At 61.9% G+C, this 23,289-nt stretch carries 17 protein-coding genes; 6 read left to right on the top strand and 11 right to left on the bottom strand.

Translation table 11 applies throughout. From position 1 onward, the window contains the following. Positions 1 to 194: 194 nt before the first annotated feature. Positions 195 to 455 (top strand): hypothetical protein, encoded by a 261-nt coding sequence (locus tag BCA01S_RS17990; protein WP_027778095.1) that lies wholly within the window; start codon positions 195 to 197, stop codon positions 453 to 455. A 6-nt stretch (positions 456 to 461) separates the two neighbouring features. Here BCA01S_RS17990 and BCA01S_RS17995 read toward each other — a convergent pair whose 3' ends face one another. Then, complete coding sequence (locus BCA01S_RS17995) at positions 462 to 2,597, bottom strand: hypothetical protein (RefSeq protein ID WP_027778096.1); 2,136 nt, start codon at positions 2,595 to 2,597, stop codon at positions 462 to 464. A gap of 300 nt (positions 2,598 to 2,897) precedes the next feature. Here BCA01S_RS17995 and BCA01S_RS18000 point away from each other — a divergent pair, with 300 nt between their 5' ends. Beyond that, entirely contained in the window at positions 2,898 to 4,187 is a 1,290-nt protein-coding gene (locus BCA01S_RS18000; protein ID WP_027778097.1) for an MFS transporter, read from the top strand. Between the two features lie 42 nt (positions 4,188 to 4,229). Here BCA01S_RS18000 and BCA01S_RS18005 read toward each other — a convergent pair whose 3' ends face one another. Then, positions 4,230 to 5,222, bottom strand: coding sequence for a LacI family DNA-binding transcriptional regulator (locus BCA01S_RS18005; RefSeq protein ID WP_027778098.1), 993 nt, complete (start codon positions 5,220 to 5,222; stop codon positions 4,230 to 4,232). A gap of 166 nt (positions 5,223 to 5,388) precedes the next feature. Here BCA01S_RS18005 and BCA01S_RS18010 point away from each other — a divergent pair, with 166 nt between their 5' ends. Then, positions 5,389 to 6,240: an NAD-dependent epimerase/dehydratase family protein gene (locus BCA01S_RS18010; protein ID WP_244146044.1), complete on the top strand. Its 852-nt coding sequence runs from the start codon at positions 5,389 to 5,391 to the stop codon at positions 6,238 to 6,240. 61 nt (positions 6,241 to 6,301) lie between these two features. Here BCA01S_RS18010 and BCA01S_RS18015 read toward each other — a convergent pair whose 3' ends face one another. Both BCA01S_RS18015 and BCA01S_RS18020 read right to left on the bottom strand, forming a co-directional pair. After that, on the bottom strand, positions 6,302 to 7,495 hold the full coding sequence (locus BCA01S_RS18015; protein ID WP_027778100.1) for a GGDEF domain-containing protein: 1,194 nt from the start codon (positions 7,493 to 7,495) through the stop codon (positions 6,302 to 6,304). A gap of 167 nt (positions 7,496 to 7,662) precedes the next feature. Then, positions 7,663 to 8,700: a transporter gene (locus tag BCA01S_RS18020; protein ID WP_027778101.1), complete on the bottom strand. Its 1,038-nt coding sequence runs from the start codon at positions 8,698 to 8,700 to the stop codon at positions 7,663 to 7,665. Positions 8,701 to 9,059: 359 nt separating this feature from the next. On the opposite strand from BCA01S_RS18020, the gene BCA01S_RS18025 reads away from it, so the two are divergent. Then, positions 9,060 to 10,814 carry a methyl-accepting chemotaxis protein gene (locus BCA01S_RS18025; RefSeq protein ID WP_027778102.1) on the top strand — a complete coding sequence of 585 codons (1,755 nt, stop codon included), beginning with the start codon at positions 9,060 to 9,062 and terminating at the stop codon, positions 10,812 to 10,814. A gap of 110 nt (positions 10,815 to 10,924) precedes the next feature. Here BCA01S_RS18025 and BCA01S_RS18030 read toward each other — a convergent pair whose 3' ends face one another. Further along, positions 10,925 to 11,887 carry a substrate-binding domain-containing protein gene (locus BCA01S_RS18030; RefSeq protein WP_027778103.1) on the bottom strand — a complete coding sequence of 321 codons (963 nt, stop codon included), beginning with the start codon at positions 11,885 to 11,887 and terminating at the stop codon, positions 10,925 to 10,927. 94 nt (positions 11,888 to 11,981) lie between these two features. Continuing rightward, positions 11,982 to 13,322 carry a leucine-rich repeat-containing protein kinase family protein gene (locus BCA01S_RS18035; protein ID WP_027778104.1) on the bottom strand — a complete coding sequence of 447 codons (1,341 nt, stop codon included), beginning with the start codon at positions 13,320 to 13,322 and terminating at the stop codon, positions 11,982 to 11,984. Between the two features lie 265 nt (positions 13,323 to 13,587). Between BCA01S_RS18035 and BCA01S_RS18045 the strand changes: the two genes are divergently transcribed. Next, positions 13,588 to 14,190, top strand: coding sequence for a methylated-DNA--[protein]-cysteine S-methyltransferase (locus tag BCA01S_RS18045; RefSeq protein WP_027778105.1), 603 nt, complete (start codon positions 13,588 to 13,590; stop codon positions 14,188 to 14,190). 39 nt (positions 14,191 to 14,229) lie between these two features. Here the strand turns inward: BCA01S_RS18045 and BCA01S_RS18050 are convergent, their stop codons facing one another. Then, entirely contained in the window at positions 14,230 to 15,813 is a 1,584-nt protein-coding gene (locus tag BCA01S_RS18050) for an alpha/beta hydrolase family protein (RefSeq protein WP_027778106.1), read from the bottom strand. A 51-nt stretch (positions 15,814 to 15,864) separates the two neighbouring features. Beyond that, entirely contained in the window at positions 15,865 to 17,487 is a 1,623-nt protein-coding gene (locus tag BCA01S_RS18055) for a methyl-accepting chemotaxis protein (RefSeq protein ID WP_027778107.1), read from the bottom strand. A 395-nt stretch (positions 17,488 to 17,882) separates the two neighbouring features. Between BCA01S_RS18055 and BCA01S_RS18060 the strand changes: the two genes are divergently transcribed. Continuing rightward, positions 17,883 to 19,391: an MFS transporter gene (locus BCA01S_RS18060; RefSeq protein WP_027778108.1), complete on the top strand. Its 1,509-nt coding sequence runs from the start codon at positions 17,883 to 17,885 to the stop codon at positions 19,389 to 19,391. Between the two features lie 34 nt (positions 19,392 to 19,425). Here the strand turns inward: BCA01S_RS18060 and kdgD are convergent, their stop codons facing one another. The 3 genes from kdgD to BCA01S_RS18075 all read right to left on the bottom strand — a co-directional run bounded on the left by kdgD (position 19,426) and on the right by BCA01S_RS18075 (position 23,217). Beyond that, a complete protein-coding gene (kdgD, locus tag BCA01S_RS18065) occupies positions 19,426 to 20,343 on the bottom strand; it encodes a 5-dehydro-4-deoxyglucarate dehydratase (RefSeq protein WP_027778109.1) in 918 nt (305 codons plus the stop codon). 61 nt (positions 20,344 to 20,404) lie between these two features. Then, entirely contained in the window at positions 20,405 to 21,754 is a 1,350-nt protein-coding gene (gene gudD, locus BCA01S_RS18070) for a glucarate dehydratase (protein WP_027778110.1), read from the bottom strand. 131 nt (positions 21,755 to 21,885) lie between these two features. After that, positions 21,886 to 23,217, bottom strand: coding sequence for an MFS transporter (locus BCA01S_RS18075; protein WP_027778111.1), 1,332 nt, complete (start codon positions 23,215 to 23,217; stop codon positions 21,886 to 21,888). Positions 23,218 to 23,289 lie beyond the last annotated feature (72 nt).

A 23,289-nucleotide genomic window follows, 5' to 3' on the forward strand; every position in this document is an offset into this window, starting at 1 on the left:
CTTTCCGCCAGCATGCTGGCGACGGCTGCGGTCTCCGCGCCGGAACTCGATTACTAGAAAGTCAGGCTGCCATTGCCGCGTTTATATCCGGTTCGGCTCCGGTTCGGCTCCGGTTCGGCTCCGCTGTCGGTTCGCGACTGACGGAGCCGCTTTTTGCAGCAGCCGCAGCCACCTCGAGTGAGGTTCGAATACCTATGGAACTGACGCTGACCATCGACTCGCGTCCGCTGACGCTGGAACTCGACGACGTGGTCGCCGGGCTCCTCGCGGTACGCCTGAACGTGCCCTCCGACGCCGACACGCCCGCCGCGCTGTGCCGCTATCTGAGCGACGCAGGCGGCCCGTGGCTGCTCGACGAGAACCATATGCGCAAGCGCATCCTTCGGCGCCTGATACTCGATATAGCCGACCCTGCGCTGGTGATTCGCTATCTGATGATCGAGCAGCCCCACTGAACGATACTAGCTCGTGTACTTCAGGCTCCAGGTGAACATACGGTTGCCGCCCGCGTTCAGCGTGAAGGGCTGCGTGGTACACGCAAACTTCGAATGCAACTGCCCGATTGGCGTTGTCGACAATGGATTAGTCACGCCGCCCGCCGTGTCGAAGTTCGACAGCGCGCAACCGTCGAAGCCGGTCGTGCCGTAAGCAGTCGCGCTACTGTTGGCGTAGTTGACCGAGAAGCCGTCGCTGCTGGCTGTCGTCTTCTGGAAATCGGCGAACGAAGTGAAATCCGTTTCGACGGCCAGATTGCCGGTCAGCGTTGCCGAGCTTAGCGTATCGGTTCGCGTCAGCGTGCCGCGACCGAATGTGAGAACGGTGTGAGCCTGCAAATCGAGGTCAGTGGAAAACGCTGCGTTCTTTGTGGCTTGTCTGAACTTTGCGGTGTCGAACGACACGATCACCTGGCCATTGCTTTGCGTGACGCTCAGATTTTTATAGTACGTGACCGGTATGTACGTCTTGCCGTTGTAGGACACTTGCGGAATGAGCAGTGCATAGCCGAGGTCCGTCGTGCCGTAAATGAGCTTGTCGGAGAAAGGAACAGGGTAATACGGCGTGTACGAGTTGTAGTCCGGGGCCTGGCTCAGGTTCAGATTGATGACCCGATTGCCGTCGCGTACCGTGACAAGCGCCGCGCTGTACGGGTGCGCGGTATCGGTAGGCTGGTTGTACCAGGTGAGCGTGTAACGCGGCCTCGCATCGAGCCAGGCCTGGAAGTCGGAATCCGGCATAGGCGCCTTGCCGCCGAAGCCGAGCTTGCTCCACCACGCATCCACATACATGTACTGATGCAGCAGGCTGAAGTTCTCACCCATTACGCGCGGCTTGCCGCGGTATGTGTCGGTGCCACGGCCTTTCACCCACATATTCACCGAAGGAGTCGGCAACGTCGGGTCATACCAGAACGTCTCGTAGCGACGAGCCGCCTTATAGATGAACGTATAGGCAATCTGCATTTCCTGCGGCGTCAACACGCCCGCATTGGCCGCGGCCGTGAGCACTTCCATGAATGCCGAGTCGCCATAAGGACCGATTGAACGCCCGTAGTTGAAGCCCTCGCCGTCGGCATTCAGTTGCGGAAGAATGAGATCCACCGATTTTCTCAAATAGCCCTTCAATTCCGGCGTGAGATTGGCCTCATTACCCATTTCCAGTGTGCGCTCCACCACCTCGCCGATCAGCAACGTGCTGTATCTGTCGAAGCGCGCCTTGTCGTAATAGGTCGTGTGCGTGTTCGACGCTTCGTCGGAAAACCCGCCAGACGAATCGTTTCGAATATGGTTGGCGAGCGTGTACAACAAGGCATCTCGTGCGCTCATCGTCGCAACGGCCGGGTCGGTGGCAGACGAGAAAGTCGGATTGCTCCACCCGAGCTTTTGCCGTAGTCCTGCAATACCGTACGAGACGGCGTAATAATTCTGCGCGGTGTTGAGCGATGCAACGTCGATGGGCACGCCGGCAGCAGGGCATGTGTTGGTCTTGCCGCTGGAGTCTGCGCCGAACATGTCGCAAAACGTCAGGCGGTTTTGCAGCGTAGCCAGCATGGCGTCGCTGAATACTTCATTCAACATGCCGCGCGCCTTGAAATTGTTCAGGGCAACCAGGTAATAATATTCGCCCCAGGACGTGTTCGCATACAGGTAATCCGCGCCGCTCGTCTGGCTCATCATCGCGGTGGTGATCTTCCGGTACGTCGCCAGGTAGTCCGCGTACTTCGGGTCGCCCTTGGCCTTCATATCGATCAGGATGTACGAAAGGCCGAGCGCCAGCTTGCCCGGCAGAAACTTGTCGCCGGTGTTGGTGTCGAGCACGTGTACCGGACTGCCGTCCCCGAGATCCGTCACGACCTGCGTAAAGTCCGGCGCCTTCCTGATCAGGTCGAACAGCGCTCGCATCTGCCCCATCATCGTAATGGGCACATCGGTCCCGGCTGGGACGCTTGTATCGCTCGCGCCGTAGACGATCGAATGAAGAGAAGGCGTAGGCGTGGCGGCAGGCGGCTGGATCGTATCGCTGCCGCCTCCGCAGGCCGTCATGAGAAGTGTCAGCGCACTCGCGGCACACATGCCGCGCGGATCTAGTGGGGAACGCATGTTTGTCTCCTGACTGGAATTGGATGGAGCACAACTGGCCTCCGAATACCTTACGAAAACGATTAACTTTTCGTCAGGACTAAATGCTCGCACCACTGCGCCACTGCGCACAACCCTAGGTAAACTCAGTACTGGAAAAGAGCGCGCAAAGCTTCTATGTTTAGAAAAACGTTTTCCTAATTAGGTCCGAATCGTCGACTCGGCGCTGTTGCACTGCGTCGCACGTGACTGGCTTGGGGCGCTCGTCGCCCGGCATATGAAGCGCGGCGCGACGAGCGAGGCTGCGCGACGGAGACATCCATGCAAACTGCTGTACTTGGTCTAGCCCGTACTGCCAGCCGCTATCGCTGGACGGTGTGCGCGCTGCTGTTCTTCGCGACGGTCATCAACTATATGGATCGGCAGATTCTCGGTCTGCTCGCGCCGCTGCTGCAACACGACATCGGCTGGAGCCAGGTGCAGTACGGCCGCATCGTGATCGCGTTCTCGGCGTTTTATGCAGTGGGATTGCTGTGCTTCGGCCGGATCGTCGACTGGCTCGGCACGCGAATTTCCTACGCGCTTGCCATGCTCGTGTGGAGCATCGCCGCGATGCTCCACGCCGCGGTAGGCTCGGTAACCGGCTTCGCAATGGTGCGCGCGCTGCTGGGCATAGGCGAAGGCGGCAACTTCCCGGCCGCGATCAAGACCACCGCCGAATGGTTCCCGCGGCGCGAGCGCGCGCTGGCAACCGGCATCTTCAACTCAGGCGCGAACATCGGCGCAGTGTTCGCGCCCGCGATCATCCCGCCGCTTGCACTGGCGTTCGGCTGGCGCTCGGCGTTCGTGATCATCGGCGCGCTGGGCATTGTGTGGCTCGCCGTATGGTTCGCTTTTTACCGCTCGGCTGAACCGAGTTCGCACGACGACGATCTCGAAGAAGCCCGTGACGAAGTCGAAGCGCTCGATGCCGCCCACGCCAACGCCCGTGCGCCCGGTTGGGGCGTGCTGATCCGCAAGCGGCAGACCTGGGCGTTCCTGATCGGCAAGTTTTTGACCGATCCGGTGTGGTGGTTTTATCTGTTCTGGCTACCGAAGTGGCTCAACGAGTCGCGCGGCATGGACATGCAGCACATAGGTCTGCCGCTCGTTTGCATCTACGCGATGACGACCGTGGGCAGCATCGGCGGCGGCTGGCTTTCGTCGGCGTTGCTGCGTGCAGGCTGGAGCGTGAATGCCGCGCGCAAAACGGCGATGTTCATCTGCGCGTGTTGCGTGTTGCCCATCGCGTTCGTCTCGCAGGTGGACAACCTATGGGGCGCGGTTGCGATCGTCGGCCTCGCGGCGGCAGCGCATCAGGGCTGGTCCGCGAATCTCTTCACCACGGCGTCGGACCTCTTTCCGAAGCGCGCGCTTGGCGCGGTCGTCGGCATCGGCGGGATGGCTGGTTCGATTGGCGGCGTGCTGTTTTCGGAAGTGATCGGACAGGTGCTGCAACGCACCGGTCACTACTGGGTGCTGTTCGCAATCGGCGCGCTCGCCTATCTCATCGCGTTTGCCGTGATGCACATGCTGACGCCGCGCATGGCGCCGGCGAAGTTCGAGGCGTGAAAGCGTGAATGCGTGAAACCGCGAGTGAGAGCGCGACGCATGTCAGCCGCAGGCCGCCGTCGATTCACGGACGATGAGCCTCGGCTCGAACATCGAATGTCCTGTGTCGGCGTGGCCCGCAAGTGCGTCGATCAGTTTCTGCATCGCGAGCTCGCCCATCTTCTCGCTTTGGATATCGACCGTGGTCAGCGCCGGCGCTGCGTATTCGCCGTACGGAACGTTGTCGACGCCGGTTACGGACAACTCCTGCGGCACCTTGATACCCAGCGACGCGGCCTCTTTCATGAAGCCAAGCGCGATCAGGTCGTTATAGCAGATCACCGCATGCGGCCTGCGCGGGCCGAGCATGACGCGCGAACATGCATGTTCGCCGGCATGAGAGGTCGGCGCGTGCGCGTCGTAGACATCGAGCGTCAGGCCCGCTTCTTCGAGACACTCGCGCGCGCCGCGAATCCGCTCGTCGTTGATGCGTGCCTGTCCAAAGCCGAGGTAAGCAATTTGTCGATGTCCGAGATTTAGCAGATGTCGCGCGAGCATGTAGGTGGCGAGCCGGTTGTCGATGCCCACACTCGGGATCGGCAACGTATCGCTGTGCCGCAGCAGCACGAGTGGCTTGCCGAGATCGAGCAACCATTGCGACTCGCTGTCGGACATGCGCGAACTGAGGATCAGCCCGTCCACGCGCTGCGCAAGGGCTTCGATCAACGGCCGTTCGCGCGCCTGGTTCTCGTCGGTATCAACGAGCAGCAGCGTGTAATCGTGGCGCAGCGCAATGCGATTCGCGCCCTTCACCACGTTGGTGAAGTGCGGATTACTGATGTCGAGAATCGTCAGCCCGATTGCGCGCGTGCGGCCGGTGATCATGGATCGCGCGAGCGGGTTCGAACGGTAGCCGAGTTCTTCGATCGCGGACTTCAGTCGAGCCTCGACCGGCGCGGAGAAGCGCTGCGCGCCGTTCATGTACTTCGACACGGTTGCGACCGAGACACCCGCAGCGGCAGCGACATCGCGAATGGTCGGAGAAAGTTTTTTCATCCCGAAGGTAACGTTTTCTCTTTGTTAACCGATTGTCGCAGAAAAGACCTGATATGCGGGCCTTTCCGACACGCTGAGACGTTCACGAACGCTCGGCTTCGCGTCGATTCGCTCGCTGTCAAAAACGTTTACCTAACTAGCCACGCTACTTGCAGGAGTTTCACCGATGAGCCAAACGATGACCCAACCCGATGCCGCACCACGCAAGCCGTTCCGGCGCCTGCTTCTAACGGGCGCCGCAGGCAACCTCGGCCGCCAGTTGCGCGGCGCGCTCGCAGAATGGGCCGATGTGGTTCGTGTGACCGACATTGCGAGTCTGGGCGAGCCAGCGCCGCATGAGGAAACGCGCGCGGTGGATCTGGCGGACCGGGAGGCCGTCATGCAACTGGTGGAAGGAGTGGACGCAATCGTGCATCTGGGCGGCATTTCAATCGACGCCCCTTTCGACGACCTGCTCGGCGCAAACATTGCCGGCACGTACAACCTCTATGAGGCGGCACGCAAACACGGCGTGAAGCGCATTGCGTTCGCCAGTTCGAACCACGTGATCGGTTTTCATCCGGTAACCGAAGTAATCGACGCCGATGCGCCGCAGCGACCCGACACCTTATACGGTGTGACCAAATGCTTCGGCGAGGCGCTTTCGCGCTACTACTACGATCGCTTCGGCATAGAGACGGTGTGCATGCGCATCGGCTCGTCGTTCGAAGAGCCGAAGAACCCGCGGATGCTCGTCACGTACCTGAGCTATCGCGACTTCATCGAACTCGTGCGCTGCTCGCTTTTCACGAACCGCGTGGGGCATGTGGTGGTTTACGGCGCGTCGGACAATCCGGTCAAGTGGTGGGACAACACCAAGGCCAGTTTTCTTGGCTTCAATCCGCGCGACAGCTCCGCGCCGTTTGCAGAGCGCTTTCCCGCAACGGCGCCTGACGGCTCGCGCGACGACCCGGCGCAGCGCTTTCAAGGTGGACCGTTCGTGTTGGGCGAGCCGCTGGAGCGTGAAAACTCGCGATAGCGCGTCAACGCAGCGCAGCGCGCGGCCCACTGCGCCGCGTGCAGACATTCAACGCACGGCGCTAATACGCCGAGCGCGCCATGTCGTCCGCAGGCTGGCTCGCGAGTTCGGTCCGCGCCAGTTCGATCCGGCATTTGCCGGCTCGTTTCGCGCGATACAGCATGGCGTCCGCGCCGGCCAGCGCGTCGCTCAGACTCTCCGCCTGTGCGCATTCGTTGATGCCGGCGCTGAACGCATACGCCAGCTTGCCTTTTGTAGCCGGCTGCGGGCAGCTGACCGCGGCGAGCATGCTGCCGACCAGGCGAGCCGCTTCCGCCATCGACGTCTGCGGGAAAAGTATCGCGAACTCCTCGCCGCCCAGGCGACCGAACACGTCGCCGGCACGCATGTGCCGATGCACTTCGGCGCCAAAATCGGCGAGAACCCGGTCGCCAGTAGCATGCCCGTGTCGATCGTTAATGGTTTTGAAATCGTCGATGTCGATAATCGCGACGCACAATTCAGTGAGCGCCGCGCACGCCGTCTGCGAGAGCGTTGTGCCGCGAATCATGAATGCGCGACGCACCAGGGCGCCGGTCAACTCGTCGAAAGTGGCCAGCTTTTCGACCTGTTGCATCAGCCGGTCGTTGGCCACCATCACGAGGCCAATCGACAGGAGCGGCAACGAAAGAATGCTGATGCCCAGAAAGGCGAAATCGGGAGCGACGTGTGTCGGCCAGCTTATCGCGGGATCGGCGAAGAAAGTGTTCAGAACGCCGCGCGCGAAGTACACGATTCCGCCGACGAGCGCCGCGCAAAGCACGAGCCAGTGGCCGTATTGCGGACGCTCACGCACACGCGAACTCCAGAGCGTCCACCCTACGGCGATGCGCGCATACGCAAGCGCGAACGACATGACCGCGGCTCTCGCGCTGACGTTCGGCGACTCCCACGTCCAGTACATGACGGCACCCACGCACACGCCTAACGCGAGATGCTCGCCTGTCAGGCACGGCGGCTTGCCGACGAACGCGCGGCAACCTTGCAGCATGAGCAGCGCGCCGCCAAGCACGAGCATGCACGATGCAAGCATCACGGCCGCCGGAGGGCGGGCATGCACGAGAAACAGCACTCCGGATGCGACGGCGAACAGGCAGTGCGCGGCAAGCCAGCGGCGTAATCCGGCGACCTTACATCGCGCAAGGTAACCCAGCACGGCCGCGCTCGAAAGGCACGAGACGAACACGGTGGCGAGCAGCGCAAGGGAACTGGACATGGTCTTTTGGCATTATTGTTCGCCGCACATGCGGCGTGCGGCCGTTCATTTTTCTATAGCGTCCGTTGGCACAGCCCCCGCACGGACAGACTTCGTTCCGATGCCGCCGCTCTGCCGTCAAGCGGTGCATCGGCAAGAGTATGCGCAAGTCGCGCTTGCGGGCCTCGCTATCGGTCCTTTCTTCGTCGAAACGCCCACCACGCCGTCAGTCCCGTGAAGCAGGCCACGAGCACCACCATCACCCAGAAGCCGTGGCGATTCTCGGCAAACGGAATGCCGCCCACGTTCATGCCGAAGAACCCCGCGACAATGTTGATCGGCATGGCGAGAACCGTGACCAAGGTGAGCGTGAACAGGGTACGGTTGTTCTGTTCTTCCAGCCGCGAAATGATCTCTTCCTGCAGCAGTCTCACGCGTTCGATCAGACCTGCCATGTCGGAGAGCACGACTGAAAACTCCTCCGTCGACTCGCGCAAATCCTGCACGTCTTCAGCGTGAAGCCAGCGAGGCGGTCTTGCGAGCAGGCGAAAAATCGCTCCAGGTTCTGGCGCGAGCATCCGCTGCAAACGGGTCAGCATGCGTCGCATCGCGCCCAGATCCAGCCGGTTTTGCGTGGGCCGCTGAGAGAGGAAGCGGTCTTCGATACGATCGATATCCGCGCTCGTGCGGCGGACAATCTGCACGAGCAGGTCGGCCTGGTCGCGCATCAGATGGACGAGCAGTTCCACCGGCGAGCGGAAAACTTCCCCTTCTTTCACTGACGCGCGCAGCCGGTCCACGGAACGCAGCGGCTTCAGACGCGCCGTCACGATGATTCGCTGGTGCGCGTAAATCCATAACGTGGCGATCTCCGACGGAATGAACTCGAGGTTGAACATGACGTCGTTGACAACCGCGCGCAGCGCGCCGTCCGCCTGCTCGATACGTGTCGAGTGCGAACCCTCCCGCAACGCGTCGAAAAACGTCTCGGGCAAATCGAGCTGCGCTCGCATCCAGCGTTCACTCGCGCTGTGTGCGAGGTTGAAATGCAGCCATATGAATTCGTCGGTATGCGGCACAGCATCCGAACTTTGCTGCGCATGTAGCCATTCGAGCGCGTCATCGGCGGAGATGGGCCGGCCCGGTTGCGTCGACGAGAAGACAAAGCCGCACACGATGCCGGACGAGTCCGAGCCGTAAGTTTGCAGCAGAAGTTCAGATTTCATAAGTCGTCCATTGCCTGCTTCCGCTTCCGGTTTCTAACAACCCGCAATTTACCAGCAGAAGATGAAGCCGCGATGGCCGCCGTCACCATGTCACGCGGGCGTCATATTGCCTCGGAACTAGCGCGAGCGTCGCGATTTCTCATTGAGCAATCGCTTCATAGCGAATATCAATGATGCGCAAACCTTTGCGCGTGAATTGCGCAGAGTAGTCGCCCTATTGCCGGCGCACTGCTGGCCGTTATTGCGTTTAGCACCGGCGCCAACTGATTGGGACGAGTGCTGCCGCCCCTCGCGTTAAAGGAAATAGAAAGCCTTACTTAGTTCTCGGCCAGAAAAGTGTCGACTGGAGTCCAGAAATCATGAATTTTCATAACCTCTCGGAAAAGGCAAAGCTGGCTGCTGCGTTCGGTTCCCTTGCCGTCGTCGTGTTGATCGTCTCGGCCATTTCGCTGAAAGCGCTGAACAATGCGAACGAGCGCTTCACCGGCTATATGAGTGGCGTCAATGCACGCGCGCAGATGGCCGAGTCGGTGCGAAGCGCCGTCGACGACCGTGCGATGGCGGTGCGCAATCTGGTGCTGGTCTCTTCATCTGCCGACCTCGAACTCGAAAAGGCCGCCGTGCTCGATGCCGAGAAACGAGTGGAGAGCAACCTCGAGAAATTCAATGCAATGGTGGCGAGCGCACCGGACATGACCGACAAGGCCCGTGCTCTGGCTGGCGAAATATCGCGGATCGAACAGCTCTACCGGCCGGTTGCGCTGGAGATCGACAGGCTCGCCGTGGACGGACAACGCGACGCCGCAATCGCGGAGATCGCGGTCAAGTGCAGGCCGTTACTCGCCGCGTTGATCAAGGCTTCGAATGCATACGCCGACGCCACCCATGAACGTGCGATGCAGTTGGCACAGGAATCGGAGGAGCAGTTCGTGCATCAGCGCAACCTGCTGATCGTCTTCTGCTTCGGTGCGATTGCCCTCGCTGTCGGAGCCGGGATCATCATCACGCGCGGCTTGTTGCGTGCGCTTGGCGCCGAGCCCGTCGCGCTTGCGGAAGTCACGCGGCGCGTCGCGGAGGGCGACTTGCGCCCGGTTCCCGGAGCGAGCACTGCACCGGCGGGCAGCGTACTTGCATCGATGGGCGAGATGCAGTCAAGCCTCGTTCGTCTGATCGGCAATGTTCGCAATGCGGCCGACAGCATCGCAACGGGCTCGAGTCAGATCGCGTCGGGCAACGTCGATCTGTCGTCGCGCACGGAGCAGCAGGCGTCGTCTCTTCAGGAGACCGCGTCGAGCATGGAAGAGTTGACCGCCACCGTCAAACAGAACGCCGAGAATGCGCAGCAGGCGAGCACCTTGTCCGCCAATGCATCCGAAGTCGCGTTGAAGGGCAACGGCGTCGTCGGGCAAATGGTGGGGACGATGGGCGAGATCAGCGCCAACTCCACGCGTATCGCCGAGATCACCGGCATGATCGAAGGCATTGCGTTCCAGACGAATATCCTCGCGCTCAATGCTGCCGTCGAAGCGGCGCGTGCGGGCGAACAGGGGCGAGGCTTCGCGGTGGTGGCAAGCGAGGTGCGCAACCTCGCGCAGCGCTCGTCGAGCGCGGCAAAAGAGATTAAAGACCTGATCAGCACGTCCGTGCAGAAGATCCAGGACGGTTCGTCACTCGCCGACAAGGCAGGCATGACAATGGCGGAAGTTACGCAGGCCGTCGCACGCGTGACCGACATCATGGGCGAAATCGCGTCGGCGTCGGCGGAACAAAGCCGCGGCATCGAGCAGGTCAATCAGGCAATCACGCAAATGGACGAGGTCACGCAGCAGAATGCCGCGCTAGTGGAAGAAGCGGCGGCCGCGTCGAAATCGCTCGAAGATCAGGGCCGGCAGTTGAATCAGTCGGTGTCGTTCTTCCGTCTCGAAGGCGCCGCGTTGTCGGCAACGCACGCGTCCTCCGCTGCGCCTCGCGCGCGAAGCGCCTCTGCGAACAACGGCGCGATCTCGAACAGGCGCACTGCGGCGGCCACCTTGCGCCCCACCATCGCTGCTACGGCTAGCATTGGAGCTGGGGCTGCGGCTGCAACCCGAACGGACGGCTGGAATACTTTCTAACCCTGATCCCGCGTTGAGCGCCTGTGGAGGCGAACGGCAGCCTTCGGCCTGCCGTTCGCCTTGTCAGAGCGCCGCGCATTCGCCGTTTCGTTGCCTGGCGGCAAACGGGTTTACCGCGTCGCTGCCGTCACCAGTTGCAGCGGCGTTTCTATCGTCCGCGACAACTCGCGCTGCTTTCTCTGCTCGGTCACGGCTTTCAACGCGACGTCCATGCCGAACACGGCCTGCCGGTCTGCGAACTGATTGACCGTGGCTAGCACGCGGCCGTCGGCGATCAACGGTTTGATCGCTTCAATCGCGTTGTAGCCGGTGATATAAACGCCGCCGGTTCGGCCCGCGTCGCGAACAGCGTCCGCCGCCCCCATTGCCATGTTGTCGTTCGCGCAGAGAAAGCCGCGAATCTGCGGATGCTGGCCGAGCATTTTCGACGCGACGTCACGGCCCTTGCCATACTCCCAATCCGCCGCTTGGCTCGCCACTACTTGCATGCCCGCCGTGCTCATGACGTCCCTGTAGCCGGCCGTGCGTTCCTGTGCGTTGCGGTCCGCGGCGATGCCCTCGATGATCCCCACCTGGTCGCCGGCCTGCAGCCGCTCGGCGAGATAGTTCGCCACCAGCGTCGCACCCTTGCGATTGTCCGGTCCGACGAACGGCACGGAGATCTTCGCGGCGTCCTGCGATGCGTCGTCGAGCGGATTGTCGATGCTCACCACGATGATGCCCGCCTTGATTGCGCGCGCCACCACGGCCGTCAGTGGTTTCGAGCCGGACGGCGCAATCACGATCGCGTTCATCTTTGCCTTGATCAGATCGTCGACGATACGGATCTGTCCGGCCGTGTCGGCTTCGGTCGCGGTACCGCGAACCGTCAACGCGAATTGCGACGCGTAATGCTGCTGATAGTTTTTTGCCGCGTTAGCCATTGCGACCGTGAAAGGATCGTTAATCGATTTCAGCACGAGCGCGATTTTCGGCACGCCGCCTTCCACCGTTGCCGCGCCGGCCGCTCGTGTGAGACCGGCCGCAGCCAGAGCACCGGCGATCAGCACGCGGCGGCGCATTTCCTGCGTCATGGTTTCTCTCCTTGCTGGCAGCGCTCGACAACTGCATCGACGCCAACGGATGGATGCGGGTTGACCGGCCCGCAAGCGGCTTGCAAGTTCAGCATCACCGAGCCTTCAACGCGCGGAGATCGGATGCGATCTGCTCGAATAGCGGCCGGCTTTGAACGTCTTCACTCAGGCAACTGTCTCTCAACACGGCGAGTTCATTGCGCCCATGACCGTGATCGCTACAATCGCTCGCATCGACACGCTCGATCAATTCATCGAGCAGACAACCAAACGCTCGCACCTCGAGACGTTCAAGCGCAACGCTGCGTTCGCGGTTTTCCGTCGCATAGAAAGATGCGGCGCCGAAGTCTCCTAACAATACACGTGCCCGACCGTCGTGCAGAATGTTGTGCGCGTACAGGTCGCCGTGCATCACGCCCCGCCGGTGCAAATGACACGCGGCAGATGCAATGCCATGCGCCATATCCACGACGTCGGCGGCTTTGAAGCTTGCGCCCACCGCGTAAATGTCCCGCGTGCACGACTCGAAGCTCGGCGGCCCCGCCAGGTTGCGAAATTGCGGTTCGATGAGTTCCATCACGAGGCCGTGCGCGTTTGCCGGATGATCTTTTACTTTCCCCGCGACCGCAATCAGGTTCGCGTGATCGCCGGCCCGGATGCAGGCCGCCATTTCGCAGTCGGGCAAACCGTCGCTCGTGACCGCGCCTTTGAACAGTTTGACCGCGACGGGCCGCGATGCGCCATCCCGCTCACGTAGCTCGGCGCGGTAGATCACACCCGAGGCGCCCTCGCCCAATTGCTCCTGCAGGCGCAGATCGTCCCAGTCGATTTCGGCGATCGGCGTATCCGTCAACGCCGCCGCTTCCAATGCGTCGCCGAACGGATTGCCCGCACAAGCGAGCCACGCGAGCCGCGGCATGCGAAACAGCCACGCCGGCAATTCGTCGAGCCGATTCGCCGCAAGCCGCAATAACTCCAGCCGCGAACACGCGGCCAGTTCTTCCGGAAGAAAGCGCAGACGATTGCCCGCCAGCATCAACTTCTGCAAATGTGCGCAGTCACCGATTTGCGGTGGCAACGCGTCGATCTGGTTGTCCGTAAGAATCAACCAACGCAGCCGCGGCGGCAGCGCATTACCGGCAACCGTAGCAATGCGATTCGCCTTGAAGCCAACCATGCTCAATTGCCGGCACTGCCCGAGTACTTCCGGCAACTCGGTGAACGGATTGTTGGACGCGAACAGAATGCGCAACTTATGGAGCCGCGCGAAATCGTCTGGCAACGCTGACATCGCATTGCCTGAGAGATCGAGAATTTCGAGCGTGTCGGCGAGTTCGAAAATCTCGCGCGGAAACTCAGTGAGCCCGCACGCGAGTTTCAGTCGGCGTGCGCCCGAGAGTTGTCCCGCTCGCAGTTGTTCCAGTGTTGTTGTCACAGTCGTAAGAAGATCCGGTGGTCCGCGCCCGTCGTGCACGAAGGGTCAATTCTACTGAGTCATATCGTGACGTGCTGTTGCGCAGCGTGAAGCCACGCTGCCGCTTCCCGATAACTGACCATCTCGCGCGCGAATCCTTCATACTTGACGACGAAACAGACAGCAAGATCCGAAGTGTCTTCAGCAGGCGGGAAGTCCACACTAGGGTCATTGCGACACCACTCGCGTGCCGCGCTGTCTCACTTCAATTCGCAGGAGCAGATAAGTGACTTACGCCTACAAGTTGATGGATTCTCCCGTCGGCAAATTGAAGCTCGTTGCCAACGGCGAGCATCTAGCCGCCATTCTGTGGGAATTCGACAAGCCGAACCGCGTGCGCCTGGCAGAGTCGATGCAAGCCGCCGATCGGCCGATTCTGCTCGAAGCCGAGCGTCAGTTGAATGAGTACTTCGCTGGCAAGAGGCAAGCATTCGATCTGGCGCTCCAGTTTCAAGGGACGGAGTTTCAGAAGAAAGTGTGGGCCGCGTTGCTGACCATCCCTTTCGGTCAGACGCGCACTTATGCACAAATCGCTGCGCAGATCGGCAATATCAACGCGGTGCGGGCGGTCGGCGCGGCCAACGGCAGAAATCCGATTTCTATCGTGGCGCCATGCCACCGGGTGATCGGCGCGTCAGGCGAGCTAACCGGCTTCGCGGGCGGCCTCGCGAACAAGATGTTGCTGCTGTCGCTGGAAGCGGGGCAAACGTCGCTCGAAGCCGCCGCGGACAGGCAGGCGCAAGCACCCGCAGACGCAGCCAACGTCGGCGCAAAGCGCACACGTCCAGCGCCTCTCCGCGGCACGCAAAGCTCGTTGTTCGGCAATTGACGGCGTTCGCGTAGTCGCAGGGCCTAAAGCCAGGCGCACTCAGAAGTTCGCAAAGAATGCTCGTGCGGCAATCATGCATGAGCCCGCAACGAGCCCTCCGTGATAGGAACGCAATACAGCGGAGGCGCCCCCGTCTGTCGCGCCGCCGGCAATGGCCTGCCGTGCGATCGATGCCTTCGCATTTGCAAAGCCTTGCTTGACGGTTGCGAACGGATCGTCGGGTCCGGTGGCGGACGAGTCCACATCCAGCACGGATGTCAGCCCCGCAGGCACATTGGCACCGCGCCAATAAGCCTGCTCGATACGGGCGTTGAAGAAGAACACCATCGGGTCCGAGCCGCCGCCGCACAGCAGGACCGGCGCCTTCGGAACCCAGTTGCGCAGATCGTTGCGCTTGAACGCCTGCCGCAGCGGATGCAGCGGCTCGGCCGCCGGCGCAAGGCTTGCGCTTGCATCGGGGAAAGCGCCGTCGGGATTGGCGGCTGCGTCTTCCAGAAGCGCGCGGCGGTAGGCGTTACGCACGAGGTTGGCGTCGCCGAAACCTGCGGCGAATAGCGGTGTCAATGCGGGCGGCGTAAGCAACGGCGCGACGGGCGGTGTCATCGACGCGAACCGCGCAGCCGGCGGCGTACTGCTGAAAAGGTGCGTTGACGGCAATTTCCGTTGCGAGAAAAGCGTATCGAGAGGTTGTGCGCTGGGCAGCACGTGCTCGATATCGTGCGCGTAGGCGGCTTCGAAAAATTCCGTCGGCTTGCGATACAGGTTCTTATACGCATGTTGATAGCCCGTCACGACCAACGTCGTGAAGAGCGTCGAGCCGAGACTGACCTCGCCTGCAATGATGGCGTCGGCGGTAGCGGCAAGCGCGTATGGCCCGGAGCCCGGAGCGGATGCGGTCACCTTCACGCCTGCTGCTTGCAGCGCGCGATGCGTCGCCAACGCAACGAAACCGCCTTGCGAGTAGCCCGTAATGAAGAGCTTGCCGTTCTCTCGCGTGGCGGCGGGCGAACCATCGCCGTTCAACATGGCCCGCGCCGCGTGCAGCGCGTCGATCATATCGGCGGACTGCTGGTCGGCGTTCAGATAAGGATGGTACGGAAGATCGGACCCGGCGTAGCCCGCGTAGTTGCTGGCCGCCACGATGTAGCCGTGAGCAGCGTACATCGCGGCCACGCTGAGACCTTCGCCGGTCCCTTCGTTGTCCGCGTCGGTCCGCCCAATATCGGCGAGATTGTATTTGCTGTCGGTGGTGGTGCCGTGCGCATACAACATCAGCGGACGCGGCCCCCCGCACGCCGCGGATTCGCCTTGCGGGGTCATCAATGCACCGCTTGCAGTGGTCGGCTCACCCGCGCCGCCAATAGTCCGATAGCGGAAATACACGACCTCGACGCCGCAAGCGGGCGCACCGGCCATTCGCATGAGGTGCTGCCCCGAGGGGCTCGACGCAAGCAGATCCGACAATTCAGCAGCGCTGAGCCGCAACGTGACCCGATGATCGAGAAGCTGGCCGCGAGCGCCGCATGCCGGATCGCACGATGAGTCGGCTTGCGCCGATGTGCCGATAGTCAACGCAAGACACGATAGCAGTGCAATGGCTGCGGTGCGGGTCGCTTGTGGCATGCGGGTCTCCGAACGAAACCGCTAGCATAGCGCCACTGTGGGAGCCCGCATTCAAACTGCCACGGCTAACCGGTGCGAGTGTTTCGGTACCGGTCGCCCCACGCCACTCTCATGCGAATCGTCTTGCACCTGGAAAGTACGAATTGACGCTTCCAGCAATCTCGCCTGCTCGGTCAATGTCTGCGCCACCGCCGCGGCCTCTTCGACGAGCGCGGCGTTCTGTTGCGTGACGCTGTCCATCTGCGTGACGGCGTCGCCGACCTGATCGATGCCCGCGCTTTGCTCAGCGGCAGCCGCGGCGATGTCGCGCATGACGCCCGACAACTTCGCAATCGCGTCGCTCGCCGCCTGAATCGTCGTACCGGTTTTGTCGACGAGTTCAACGCCGGTTTCGACGCGACCCACGGCGCGGCTGATCAGCGTGCGGATTTCCTTCGCCGCGGAAGCGCTGCGCTGAGCAAGCGTGCGCACTTCGCCGGCCACCACGGCGAAGCCGCGCCCTTCGTCTCCCGCACGGGCCGCCTCTACCGCCGCGTTCAGCGCAAGAATGTTGGTCTGAAACGCAATGCCTTCGATCACTGCAATGATCTCGACCATCTTGTGCGATTCGGTCGATATCTCCTGCATGGTCGAAACGGCCTCGGCCGCCATTTGTCCGCCCTGCGTGACGATCTGCTCGGCGCTTGCCGTCAACTGACTCGCCGTCTGCGCGCTCTCCGATGTTTGCCGGACCATCGCAGTCATCTGCTCCATGCTGGCCGCCGTCTCTTCGAGCGACGCGGCCTGGCTCTCGGTACGCGCGGACAGATCCGTGTTGCCTTCCGCGATCTCCCGCGCGCCGGTCGCGACCTTCTCGGCCGCGCCGCCGATCTGCACGATGGTCTTTGCAAGGGCGTCGCGCATCTGCCGCATGGTATGCAGAAGACTCGATTCATCGCCTTCACGAGCCTCGACCGGAATAACGAGGTTGCCCTTGGTGATCTCGCCGGCGACCTGCGCGACGTATGCCGGGTCGCCGCCAATCGTGCGTTGGATGCTGCGATTGGTGAACGCGACGAGCGCGGACAGTAACAGCGCGACCGCGCCTACCACGCTGCCGAGCACGTAAAGCGAATCTTTGAACGCGGCGTCGATATCGTCGACGTAAGCCCCCGTCGCGATGATCCAGTCCCACGGTGCATAACGCACGACGTAGCCGATCTTGCCGACTGCGTCGGACGGTGGACTGCCCGGATGCGGGAACACATAGTCGACGAAGCCGCCCTCCGGCGCCTGCGCCGTCGCGGCAAACGTCACGTAATGGTGGCGGCCGTCTGCGTCCGCAGTGCCCGCGAGATCCTTGCCGTCCAAGGCGGGTTTCATCGCATGCATGACCATGCGCGGCGTGGAGTCGAGCACGAGGAAGTAGCCGTCCTCGCCGTAGCGCACGCCGCGCAGCCGTTCGAGTGCCTGCTTGCGCGCATCGGCCTCGCTTAGCGCGCCGCTCTGCGCAAGCGCCGCGTATTCCTTCACGATGCTGAGTCCAACGTGCGCGACATTCACGAGGTCGTGCTTGCGCTCTTCAACGCGCGTCTGACGCGACAACCACGCCGCCGACACCGACACGGCGAGGAGCGCCAGCAGGCTGACGACAAGCGGCACCCAGAGCTTCTGCCTGAAATTCAATCGATCCATGCTCGCTCCTGTCTCGTCCGGTTGAAGGAGGCCGAGGGACCGCTGCGCGCACGCTAATCGTTCAGGCGGCGCGGCAGCATCGCACGACCACTCGGCTTATTTATCGGCAGCGATGCGGGCCGCATGTGTAGAGACAAACCCTCTCCAGGCCGGATTGCATCTGAAATGCGCGGATTGCTCGCGATCTTGAACCGCAGCGATTGGCATTTGCGCAGAGGAATAGTTTTAGCTAGGGGCAAACCCGTATAATGACGAGAAGTGGTCAGACAACTTTAGTACGTCGGTTGTCCAGACCTCGCGCCCTTAGTGCTTCACCCTAATCGCCCTTTCAGTCCAGATCCGTGACTTCCACTGCCGCTGCTACCGCGCTGCCTTTCCGGAACGCCCTCTTCGCGATGCTCGGCATCGGTCTCGTCAACATGCTCGTGGCACTCGACCAAACGGTTGTCAGTACCGCGCTGCCGTCGATCGTCGCGGAACTGCACGGCTTCGAGTATTACGCGTGGATCGCCAGTGCGTATCTGCTGGCGTCGGTCGTAACCGTGCCGGTGTTCGGACGCCTTGGCGACTACTTCGGTCGCAAGCGCTTCGTGATTGCGGCTGTGATCACGTTCACGGTAGCTTCGGTCCTATGCGGCGTCGCGAACGACATGCTGTTTCTCGTAATCGCGCGCGGGCTGCAAGGCGTGGGGGGCGGCATGATGGTCGGCACCGCGTTCGCGTCGATACCGGACCTGTTCCCCGACCCGCGCGCCCGCGTGCGCTGGCAAGTCGTGATGGCCGCGGCTTACGGCATTGGTACGGCGGCGGGTCCCTCGCTCGGAGGATGGATGAGCGAGCACCTCGGCTGGCGCTCCACGTTCCTGATAAACCTGCCGGTCGGTGCGGCGGCGCTCTACTTCATCTGGGTGCATCTGCCGAGTTTTCAGCGGCCGCACGACGGCGAGGTCAAAATCGACTGGGTCGGTGCGGGGCTCGTGGCCGCCGTGCTCGGCGGTCTGCAGGCTTTCATCGAAGCGGTGCCGAAAGACGGCTTGACGGCCGCCAACATCACGCTTGCCGTGTGTGTGATCGTCGGCGCCATTGCGTTGTTCGTGTGCGAGAAGCGCGCCACGCATCCGATCATTCCGCTCGATCTGTTCAAAGACTCGCAGCTCGTCACGCTGTTCACGCTCGGCATGCTGTCCGGCTTCGTGATGTTCTCGCTGATTTTCTTCGCGCCGCTGCTGCTGCAAGGCGGCTTCGGCCTTTCCCCGCAACAGGCCGGCCTGCTCGCCACGCCCATTGCCGCATGCATCGCACTCGGCAGCCTGCTGAATACGCGCATCGTGATTCACATGAAGAAGCCGACGCGCATCCTCTCGATCGGCTTTGCATTGCTGCTGTTTGCGTCGATCGGCCTTGCATTTGCGAATCCGGAAACACCGCACCTGTGGATCGAACTGCCGATGGCCGCGGTCGGTATCGGCCTCGGCTTCATTCTCAACAATCTGAACGTGTTCGGACAGGAAATTGCGGGGCGCGAGCGCTTCGGCATCACGACCGCACTGCTGCAATCGACGCGCATGGTGGGCGGCATGCTGGGCACGAGCATCGTAGCGACCGTCGTGCAGCACCACTATCGCGACGTCGTCACGCGAACGATGAGCGTGCTCGGTGAGCCCACAGCGTCGCAATGGCGGCCGCGCTTCGTCGATCTGCGCATTCTGATCGACGAAGCATCGCGCCTGAAGCTGATCGCGGACATGAAGCCATCGGGACTCAACACACTCGCATTGATCGACACCGCGCGCGATGCGCTGGTGCAGTCCATTCACATCGGTGTGTGGTTGACCGCGGTGGCGGCGCTCGCCGCTGCTTTGCTCGTGCAGCGGATTTCGCACGTGGTGTTCCGCCGCGGCTAGGCACCAGGCCCGCGGCAAAACGGGTGCAGCGCGCTTATTGCGGGCCGAGTTTCGCGATCAGAGCAGCGAGTTGCCCGCACTCTTCTTCAGTCAGATCGGTCAGCGGCGCACGTACCGGACCGGCGTCGCGACCAACCAGTTTCGCGCCCGCCTTCACGATGCTCACGGCGTAACCTGCGCGACGATTGCGAATCGCCAGATACGGCAGGAAAAACTCGTCGATGAGCCGTGACGTGGTCGGATGATCGTCTGCGGCAATCGCACGATAGAACTCCATCGCGGTCTTCGGAATAAAGTTGAATACCGCCGACGAATACACAGGCACACCCAGCGCCTTGTACGCCGCCGCATAAACTTCTGCGGTCGGCAGGCCGCCGAGATACGAGAAACGGTCGCCGAGGCGCCGGCGAATGGTCACCATTGCCTCGATTTCGCCGACGCCGTCTTTGAAGCCGATCAGATTCGGGCAGCGATCCGCGAGCCGTTCCAGCATATCGGCATTGAGCTTTGAATTCGCGCGGTTATACACAATGACGCCGATGTTCTTCACCGCGTTGCACACCTGTTCGACGTGCGCGGCAATCCCTTCCTGCGAAGCCTCGGTCAGATAGTGCGGCATTAGCAGGACGCCGCTTGCGCCAAGGCGCTCTGCTTCCCGCGCATATTCGATTGCGACGCGCGTCGGACCGCCCGCGCCCGCCAGAATCGGTACCTTGCCCTTGCACGTTTCAGTCGCTGTGCGAATCACGTTCGTATAGTCGCTTTTGGTCAGCGAGAAAAATTCGCCTGTGCCGCCTGCGGCAAACAGTGCGGTCGCGCCATACGGTGCGAGCCATTCGAGCCGTTGCGCGTAAGTGTCGGCGCGGAAGTCGCCTTGCGCGTCGAAGTCGGTCACGGGAAACGACAACAGACCTTCGGATACGATCGCTTTGAGTTCTTGCGGTGAAGTCATTTGTATATGCGTGAATATCGTCAAATGTGAATGAGCGGGCGATAAGCTGCGTCGCAAGCAATCAACGCACGAGGCACGGGCGCTTGTTGTCGAACTTCCAGTTGGGAATCAGGTACTGCATCGCGACACCGTCGTCGCGCGCGCCGAGGCCGTGCTGCTGGTAGAGCGCGTGCGCCTTCTCGATCTCGTCCATATCCAGTTCGACGCCGAGTCCCGGCTTTTGCGGCACCTTCACCTTGCCGCCGACGATCTGCAACGGTTCGCGCGTCAAACGCTGGCCGTCCTGCCAGATCCAATGCGTGTCGATCGCCGTGATCTTGCCGGGCGCGGCCGCTGCCACATGCGTGAACATCGCGAGCGAGATGTCGAAGTGATTGTTCGAATGCGAGCCCCACGTGAGGCCCCAGTCATTGCACATCTGCGCGACGCGCACCGAACCTTGCATGGTCCAGAAGTGCGGATCGGCGAGCGGAATATCCACGGACTGCAACTGGATCGCGTGGCCCATCTGGCGCCAGTCAGTCGCGATCATGTTGGTCGCCGTTGGCAAACCGGTCGCGCGGCGGAACTCCGCCATCACTTCGCGGCCTGAGTAGCCGTTCTCGGCGCCGCACGGGTCTTCCGCATACGCGAGCACGTCGTGCTTGTCGCGACAGAGGCGGACCGCTTCCGCAAGCGACCATGCGCCGTTCGGATCGAGCGTCACGCGCGCATTCGGGAAGCGTTCGGCAAGCGCGGTCACCGCTTCGATTTCAGCGTCGCCGGGCAGCACGCCGCCCTTCAGCTTGAAGTCGTTGAATCCATAGCGGGCTTGCGCGGCTTCGGCGAGACGAACCACGGCTTCGGGCGTCAACGCTTCTTCGGTGCGCACGCGGTCCCAGTCGTCGCGTCCATCGGCGCCGCTTGCATAGGGCAGGTCGGTCTTGTTGCGATCGCCGATGTAAAAGAGGTAGCCCAGCATTTCCACTGCATCGCGTTGCTGACCTTCGCCAAGCAGCGCAGCAACGGGCACGCCGAGATGCTGTCCGAGCAAATCCAGCAACGCAGCTTCGAGCGCGGTTACGGCGTGAATCGTGGTGCGCAGATCGAATGTCTGCAGGCCGCGGCCGCCGGCATCGCGGTCGGCGAACTGCGTGCGCACCTTGTTCAGGATAGCTTGCAGATTGCCGATCGATTGACCGACAACGAACGGACGCGCGTCGTCGATCGTCTTGCGAATATTCTCGCCGCCCGGCACTTCGCCCACACCGACATGACCGGCGCTGTCGCGCAGAATCACAATGTTGCGCGTGAAGTACGGACCATGCGCGCCGCTCAGGTTCAGCAACATGCTGTCGCGGCCGGCAACCGGCACGACGCGCAGTTCAGTAACGGTAGGCGTATCGTTAGAAATGGATGGCTTCGTGGACATATGAACTAGACCGATTGAGATAGTGAGCCGGACGGTGGCGAGCAACGCGATATGCAAATACGCTCACCACCCGTACCGGACGAAAACTGTTTGCGCGCATGGCTCATGAGAGGCAGCCAGAGAAACAACGGTCAGTGTGCGCTGCCTTGCAGCGGATCGCGCAACAGGTTGCCGTCGCCGCGCCGATTACGCGTGAGGAAAGCCGCTGCGGCCGCAATCAGCGAAGCCACGCCAAGACCGTAAAGTCCGCCGGTGATCGAACCGGTATGTTGCTGCAAATACCCGAACGTGGCGGGCGCGAAGAAACCGCCCAGATTACCGATGGAATTGATCAGCGCGATCACCGCCGCGGCGACGCGTGCATCGAGATAACCCTGCGGAATCGGCCAGAACAGCGAGGCCGCCGCCTTGAAACCGATCGCCGAAAAGCAGATCGCGACGAACGACAGAAGCGGGTTACCCGAGGTCGACGCAAAGAGGCCACACGCCGCAATCACGAGCGCGACAGCGAGCCACGCCTGCTGAAAACGCCACTTAGCCGAAAGCAATGCAAAGCAGTACATCGCGACCATTGCGATGAGCCACGGAATCGCGTTGAGCATGCCGACTTCGAAATCCGACAGGCCGCCGATCTTGCGGATGATGGTCGGCAGCCAGAATGTAGCCGCGTAGATCGTCAACTGGATTGCAAAGTAGAGCAGGCAGAACAGCACGATCTGCGGATCCTTCAACAGCTTCACTGCCGGCAGATGCGCGCCGCCGTGCGCCACGCGCTCCGCCTGTTCAGCGGCGATCGTGCTTTCGAGAACGCCTTGTTCTTCGGCTGTGAGCCAGGAAGCATCGCGAATGCGCGATTTGAGGAACATCCAGCTGACCGCGCACAGCACGATAGAAAAGCCGCCTTCTATCAGGAACATCCATTGCCAGCCGTGCAGGCCGAGTCCGCGAATGGACAGCAGGCTCCCCGTGATCGGTCCCGACACCACCGAAGCGATGGCAGAGCCCGAGAGAAAAATCGCCACAGCCTTGCCGCGTTCTTTTTGCGGCAGCCACTGCGTGAAATAGAACACCACGCCCGGAAAGAAACCCGCCTCCGCGACGCCGAGCAGGAATCGCAACACGTAAAACGACGTTTCGTTCGACACGAACGCCATGGCCGCGGCAACGACGCCCCACGTGCCCATGATCCGCGTCAGCCACGCGCGCGCGCCGTACTTCTGCATCAATACGTTCGACGGCACTTCGAACAGCGCGTAGCCGATGAAGAACAGCCCGCTCCCCAGTCCATACGCCGCCGCGCCGATGCCCAGGTCGGTTTTCATGTGGGTGTTGACGAAGCCGATGTTCACGCGGTCGATGTAGTTCGCGATGAACATGATCAGGAAAAGCGGCAACACGTGCCGCTTCACCTTCAAGACGGCGGACCCCAGTGGATCGAGTGCGGCGGTGAGAGCAGAGGTCAAGAGAGTCTCCAGTGGCGACCGACTAGCGGCCTTGATCTGGGCGTCATGTGCGGCTGGCATAGTCAGCAGTCG

It is taken from the genome of Paraburkholderia caledonica NBRC 102488 (genome assembly GCF_000685095.1).
GTDB classification, from domain to species: domain Bacteria; phylum Pseudomonadota; class Gammaproteobacteria; order Burkholderiales; family Burkholderiaceae; genus Paraburkholderia; species Paraburkholderia caledonica.

Excerpts from the sequence above, each read along its gene's own strand:
- BCA01S_RS17990 (WP_027778095.1), top strand. The coding sequence starts at position 195 with ATGGAACTGACGCTGACCATCGACTCGCGTCCGCTGACGCTGGAACTC.
- BCA01S_RS18050 (WP_027778106.1), bottom strand. The coding sequence starts at position 15,813 with ATGCCACAAGCGACCCGCACCGCAGCCATTGCACTGCTATCGTGTCTT.
- BCA01S_RS18030 (WP_027778103.1), bottom strand. The coding sequence starts at position 11,887 with ATGACGCAGGAAATGCGCCGCCGCGTGCTGATCGCCGGTGCTCTGGCT.
- BCA01S_RS18060 (WP_027778108.1), top strand. The coding sequence starts at position 17,883 with ATGCTCGGCATCGGTCTCGTCAACATGCTCGTGGCACTCGACCAAACG.
- BCA01S_RS18055 (WP_027778107.1), bottom strand. The coding sequence starts at position 17,487 with ATGGATCGATTGAATTTCAGGCAGAAGCTCTGGGTGCCGCTTGTCGTC.
- BCA01S_RS17995 (WP_027778096.1), bottom strand. The coding sequence starts at position 2,597 with ATGCGTTCCCCACTAGATCCGCGCGGCATGTGTGCCGCGAGTGCGCTG.
- kdgD (WP_027778109.1), bottom strand. The coding sequence starts at position 20,343 with ATGACTTCACCGCAAGAACTCAAAGCGATCGTATCCGAAGGTCTGTTG.
- BCA01S_RS18000 (WP_027778097.1), top strand. The coding sequence starts at position 2,898 with ATGCAAACTGCTGTACTTGGTCTAGCCCGTACTGCCAGCCGCTATCGC.
- BCA01S_RS18005 (WP_027778098.1), bottom strand. The coding sequence starts at position 5,222 with ATGAAAAAACTTTCTCCGACCATTCGCGATGTCGCTGCCGCTGCGGGT.
- BCA01S_RS18020 (WP_027778101.1), bottom strand. The coding sequence starts at position 8,700 with ATGAAATCTGAACTTCTGCTGCAAACTTACGGCTCGGACTCGTCCGGC.
- BCA01S_RS18010 (WP_244146044.1), top strand. The coding sequence starts at position 5,389 with ATGAGCCAAACGATGACCCAACCCGATGCCGCACCACGCAAGCCGTTC.
- gudD (WP_027778110.1), bottom strand. The coding sequence starts at position 21,754 with ATGTCCACGAAGCCATCCATTTCTAACGATACGCCTACCGTTACTGAA.
- BCA01S_RS18025 (WP_027778102.1), top strand. The coding sequence starts at position 9,060 with ATGAATTTTCATAACCTCTCGGAAAAGGCAAAGCTGGCTGCTGCGTTC.
- BCA01S_RS18015 (WP_027778100.1), bottom strand. The coding sequence starts at position 7,495 with ATGTCCAGTTCCCTTGCGCTGCTCGCCACCGTGTTCGTCTCGTGCCTT.